Genomic DNA, 5,536 nt, shown 5'->3' with positions numbered 1-5,536 from the left:
CTCGGTTAATTAAGGCTCGGTTATAGGATGACCAATTGGTTGTACGGTAGATTTTAGAGGCAGGCTTATTCATTTTGAAATTATATTGCTGAATAAGCTTTTGATGCTAGGTTTGTGCAACAAAGCCTTGCTGATTTAATTTCTCTAATTGTTGGGTATTTGCGGTGGTCGCTTGATCTTCACCTTTTAAGTCGGCAGTCCATGCCGAGCTAATCGTCCAAGCCTGCTCTAAACTCAAGCTTTCATTTTCTTGCAGTTCACTGTGCTGATGTGCACTGAGCAGTGTGCCACTTTGATCTTGCTCAAGATGCTGAGCCTGCCAACGCTGAGTTTGAATAGTGGTAGATTGTAAAAATCGCTCGGCAATCAAGCTGGTAATGGTGTCTTGTCGCTCTGTAGCATGACTACGATGGAAACGAATATTAGTACGATCTAAAGCAGTAAATGCTTGGTTTTGATCGATTAAACGTAGCTGCTGCGCTTCAATGGTCGATGCTGAAAATGGAACAAAGCGTTTGGATTCATCAATTAACCAGTTGATGCCTTCACTACGCCAAAGTCGGGTTAAAAAAGCATAATCGGTTTCATTGGCTTGCATGGTAAATGGGCGGACATCATAATCCTTGGCCAGCCCCGCCAAATTTAGACTCAGACTTGCAGCAAATAAGCTACTTTTGTTCTGCCATTCACTAAACAGCACTTCGGTGATGTCACGCACCGATTTATTCATGAAAACTCGACTGTTACGACGTTTATGCCATAGCGCTGATGCATCTTCAATCACTAATTTATAGACCGTCAATGAGCCATCACTTTGCCCTTGGCTCGCCCCTGTAATTACACCGGTCATCCGACTCAATTGTCCCAAGTCCGTGACTTGATCAACTGCGACACGTCCACCAATAAATTGCTTTAAGGCCAAATGTGCATTGGTCGATAGACAAATAATTTCCGCACGAAAGCCTTGATTGATTCGGTGTTCACCTTCAATGCGTTGAATAAAGACTTCAGCATTCAGAGCTTCATTGGAAAAATGAATGTGTAGAGCGCGTTTTTGCACGCTAAGGCCAAAGTTTTCCACCATGGCATAAATATTTTTTATCATTTTTTATTGTTGATATCATTTTTATATGGCTGCATTTTATGAAATGATGATTTTTTCGTCTACCTCAATTTGTAAATAAATTGTGAATTAGTTTTCGGCTTCAAATTTAAAACCCTGCTAATTAAGATCAATATCAGCAATATTTATGAATTTCTTTCTACAAATTCGGCTTTTAGCTCTGCCAATAGAACTGTAAACTGGCAAAGCAATTGATAAAAATACCTAAGACCATGATCCAAATCGAATCTAAACTTCCTGCGCAAGGCGTGACAATTTTCAGCACTATGAGTGCCATGGCTCAGCGCTTAAATGCATTAAATTTATCTCAGGGCTTTCCTGACTTTCCTGCTCCACCTGCTTTATTAGAAGCCCTGTGTCAGGCGACACAAAATGGTTTTAATCAATATGCGCCGGGTGATGGTTTAATCAGTTTGCGTGAGCAACTGGTAGCCCTTTTTGCTCAACGTGATCAACTACAGATTGATCCACTAACCGAAGTCACCATTACCCCCGGGGCAACTATTGGAATATTCAGTGCCATACAGGCAGTGGTACAGGCCGGCGATGAAGTGATTATTTTCGACCCAAGCTATGACAGTTATGCACCCAGCGTCAAACTGGTGGGGGCAAAAGCCGTGCATATTGCCTTGCAAGCGCCAAGTTTTAGTGTGGATTGGAACCGTGTTGCTGACGCAATCAGTGATAAAACGCGGATGATTATTGTCAATACGCCGCATAATCCTAGCGGTGCTGTGTGGAGCCGTGAAGATTGGCAGACCTTAATTCAACTGATTGTAGATAAAAACATTGTGGTATTGTCCGATGAAGTCTATGAACACTTGATTTACGATGGCCGAAAGCATCTATCAGCCCTGTCTTTTCCAGAATTGCGTGAACGCAGTTTTGTGGTGGGCTCTTTCGGTAAAACTTTTCATGTCACAGGATGGAAAACTGGTTATTGCATTGCTGCGCCGAAACTGATGCAGGTATTTCGTCAGATTTATCAATTTGCCAACTTCTGTGGGGTCACTCCCGTCCAAATAGCTTTAGCTACATTTATGGCAGAACATCCGGAGCACATTGCTGAATTGGGCGATTTTTACCAAGCCAAACGTGACCGTTTCAATGCCGGCTTAAGCCACTCTAGATTTGAATTGATTCCATCGGCAGGTACGTATTTCCAAAACCTCGATTACAGCTTGATTCGTCCCGACCTCAATGATGTGGAGATGTGCCAGTTGTTAGCAGAACAGCATAAAATCGTGGCAATCCCTGTGTCCGTTTTTTATCAACAACCACCTAAAGATTTACGTTTACTACGTTTTTGTTTTGCCAAACAAGATGCCACATTAGACCAAGCTGCCCAGATTTTATCTGCGGTTTAAGTTCTCTCTGTTGGATCATGTATCTGATTAAAGCCATGAAGAAAAAATGAAGCCTGCGTTACCTAAAAACTAAGGCTTTTTTAAGCATAGGCATGTTAGTGTTATCAGTAACTTAAAAACATAACAATGCAGCACTCAGGACGTGCACGCCTATGTCGAAGCCTTCCCAACAGCAACCGCTCGTCACTCAACAAAATCTCTGGAAAACCTTTCTCATTTTTCTAGTGCCACTGATTGCGACCAATATTTTGCAAAACCTGTCAGGCACAATTAATACCGTGTTTGTCGGGCAAATGTTGGGTGTGCACGCCATTGCTGCGGTGGCAGTATTCTTTCCTATTTTGTTTTGCTTAATGGCATTTGTAATTGGACTCTCTGCCGGTGCAACCGTATTGGTCGGACAAGCATGGGGGGCTCAAAATACTGAGAAAGTCCGGAGTGTGGTTGGTTCTACACTTTTTATGACTTTAATTGGTGGCAGTATTATTGCGCTATTAGGTGTGCTATTTGCCAAACCTATTTTATTGGCTTTAGGCACCGACCCAGATGTTATGCATCTCTCATTGCCTTATGTGCAGTGGATGCTTGCCGGTAGCCCATTGTTATTTATCTATATTATTTACACCTCAATTTTACGGGGTGTTGGCGACAGTACCACGCCGCTAATTGCCTCAGGCATGACCATTGGTACAGGTTTAATTATCACGCCTATTTTAATTGCTGGAAAATTTGGCTTTCCACAAATGGGCATTATAGCTCCTGCCATTGCCACAAATGTCGGCTTTTTCATCGCCTTGGTCTTCTTGTTTATTTATCTCAACAAGAAAGATCATCCACTCAAACCAGATATGGAATTGCTGCGTCATGTGCGCCATCAACATGAGCTGAGTAAAATTATTCTGCGTTTGGGCATCCCAACAGGGATTCAGATGGTGACAACTTCTGTGGCAGGTTTAGTGATTGTGGGTTTGGTCAATCGTCACGGTGCCGATGCCACGGCAGCTTATGGCGCGGTCAATCAGGTGTTGAACTATATTCAATTCCCAGCGTTGTCGATTTCAATAGCTGCGTCTATTTTTGCCGCACAAGCCATTGGCGCCGGTAAGTCTGAATTACTCAATAAAGTAAAACGCACCGCCTTAGGTATGAACATCATCATTACTGGTGCTTTGGTGGCTTTAGGCTATCTGTTCTCTAAATACCTGATGGCGCTGTTTATCACCGATCCAAATGTGGTGTTATTAGGTCAAGAGTTGCTGTTCATTGTTCTTTGGTCGATTTTATTCTTCGGTGCCAGTGCCATCTTCGCCTCGATTATGCGGGCCAGTGGTACAGTAACCGTGCCGATGATCATCAACATTATGGCGATTCTGTGTATTGAAGTGCCTTGTGCCTATTTGTTCAGTGAATGGTGGGGACTCAAAGGTATTTGGTATGCCTATGCCCTTGCCTTTGTCAGCCTCTGCCTCTTACAAGGTCTGTATTATCAATTCGTTTGGAAAAAGAAAGCTGTTAAAGCTTTGGTTTAAAATCGATCTTTCATTCAAACCATGCCGCTTGACTCGCGGCATGGTTACGCTGATGGTATAGAGCATGCTTTTTGTAAAACCAGCTGATTTTTTTGCATAAGCTCTGAATAATTTCTGCTGTAGTTATCTAGTCAAATAGATGATTTTGCTGTTGTTTAATCAACATATATTCAACTCAAAATCTCTAAGTATTTCATTCCTTAATGATTTTTTATTGGCATACATCTTGTTCTAAAACAGAGATTAAATTGCTTTTAGAAAATAAGGAAAAATAATGGCCAAGCGACAAATTAAACTCGGTGCTTTTATTCCCACAACGTCTCAGCATGTGGCTGGTTGGCGCCATCCTGAATCACGCCCACAAGATCATCTCAATATTGACTACGCCATTGAATTAGTGCAAACCGCAGAACGTGGCTTATTTGATGCTTACTTTTTAGCAGATGGTTTATCAGTTCGTTGGAGTTCAGCTGTCGAGGGTGAAAAAGGTCTGGGCGATAAAGGCGTTGGCTTCGAACCTGTCACGCTATTTGCTGCGCTCTCCACCGTGACCAAGCATATTGGCTTCATTGCCACGGCATCCACGACCTACGAAGATCCTTATATTTTGGCTCGAAAATTTGCCTCACTCGATCATATTTCTAAAGGTCGTGCTGCTTGGAATGTCGTCACTACAGCTTCTGCGGATACAGCAAAAAACTTTAATCTACAGCAACACCCTGAACCCAAAGAACGATATGAACGTGCCGATGAATTTATTGAGCTGAGTCATAAACTTTGGGACTCATGGGAGGACGACACCTTCCACTACAATAAAGAAACGGGACAATTTTTTGATGCACGTAAACAGCATCAACCTGAACATCATGGCAAGTATTATCATGTTGTAGGCGCGCTCAATGTCTCTCGCCCACCGCAAGGCTATCCAGTGATTGTACAAGCAGGACAGTCTGAAGATGGCCGTGAACTTGCCGGCAAATATGCAGAAGTTATTTTTACTGCACAGCAAAATTTGGGCGATGCCCAAGCCTTTTACCGTGACGTAAAAAACCGTGTCCTAAAATATGGTCGTCATGCAGACGATCTAAAAATCATGCCGGGTGTGTCTATTTTTGTGGCTAAAACGGAGCAAGAAGCACAAGAAAAATATGACTTTTTAAATAGCTTAATTCATCCTGAAGTCGGTCTCAGCTTATTGTCTGCCTTAGCTGGTGGAATTAACTTATCCAAGTTTGATTTAGATGCGCCCTTCCCTAAAATTGAAGATACCGACATTAATTTTTCTAGTCGTCAGCAAATGATGATCGATATTGCGCGTAAGCATAACTTTAGTATTCGCCAACTCTATCAATATATCGCTTCAGCACGTGGGCATTGGACTTTAATTGGTACACGGCTTTGTTGCACAAAGATTTGAAATGCAAAGCGCCCCTAATTGAGCCAAATTTAAGGCGTAACTTGGGTAAGTGGTCGACCTAATTCCGTAAATCTGTTAAGAACTGCTACACGTGCATGGA

3 protein-coding genes and 1 pseudogene are annotated in these 5,536 nt (G+C 42.5%); 3 read left to right on the top strand and 1 reads right to left on the bottom strand.

Going from position 1 to position 5,536, the window contains the following annotated elements:
- Positions 1-127: 127 nt before the first annotated feature.
- A pseudogene (locus tag FTT84_RS16800) lies at positions 128-1,105 on the bottom strand (phage late control D family protein); the annotation flags it as partial.
- A gap of 230 nt (positions 1,106-1,335) precedes the next feature.
- On the opposite strand from FTT84_RS16800, the gene FTT84_RS16795 reads away from it, so the two are divergent.
- From FTT84_RS16795 to FTT84_RS16785, 3 genes are all read left to right on the top strand, one after another.
- Positions 1,336-2,490 (top strand): methionine aminotransferase, encoded by a 1,155-nt coding sequence (locus FTT84_RS16795; RefSeq protein WP_180081920.1) that lies wholly within the window; start codon positions 1,336-1,338, stop codon positions 2,488-2,490.
- A 152-nt stretch (positions 2,491-2,642) separates the two neighbouring features.
- On the top strand, positions 2,643-4,019 hold the full coding sequence (locus tag FTT84_RS16790) for an MATE family efflux transporter (RefSeq protein ID WP_180081918.1): 1,377 nt from the start codon (positions 2,643-2,645) through the stop codon (positions 4,017-4,019).
- Between the two features lie 274 nt (positions 4,020-4,293).
- A complete protein-coding gene (locus tag FTT84_RS16785; RefSeq protein ID WP_257222878.1) occupies positions 4,294-5,436 on the top strand; it encodes an LLM class flavin-dependent oxidoreductase in 1,143 nt (380 codons plus the stop codon).
- Positions 5,437-5,536: the final 100 nt, after the last annotated feature.

Origin of the sequence: Acinetobacter sp. YH01019, from assembly GCF_013420285.1 — a bacterium.
GTDB lineage: Bacteria > Pseudomonadota > Gammaproteobacteria > Pseudomonadales > Moraxellaceae > Acinetobacter > Acinetobacter gandensis.
The sequence above is the reverse complement of the archived record's forward strand: the minus strand, read 5'-3'. Positions and strand labels throughout refer to the sequence as shown.

Coding starts and splice junctions, on each gene's coding strand:
- FTT84_RS16790 (WP_180081918.1), top strand. CDS start 2,643: ATGTCGAAGCCTTCCCAACAGCAACCGCTCGTCACTCAACAAAATCTC.
- FTT84_RS16795 (WP_180081920.1), top strand. CDS start 1,336: ATGATCCAAATCGAATCTAAACTTCCTGCGCAAGGCGTGACAATTTTC.
- FTT84_RS16785 (WP_257222878.1), top strand. CDS start 4,294: ATGGCCAAGCGACAAATTAAACTCGGTGCTTTTATTCCCACAACGTCT.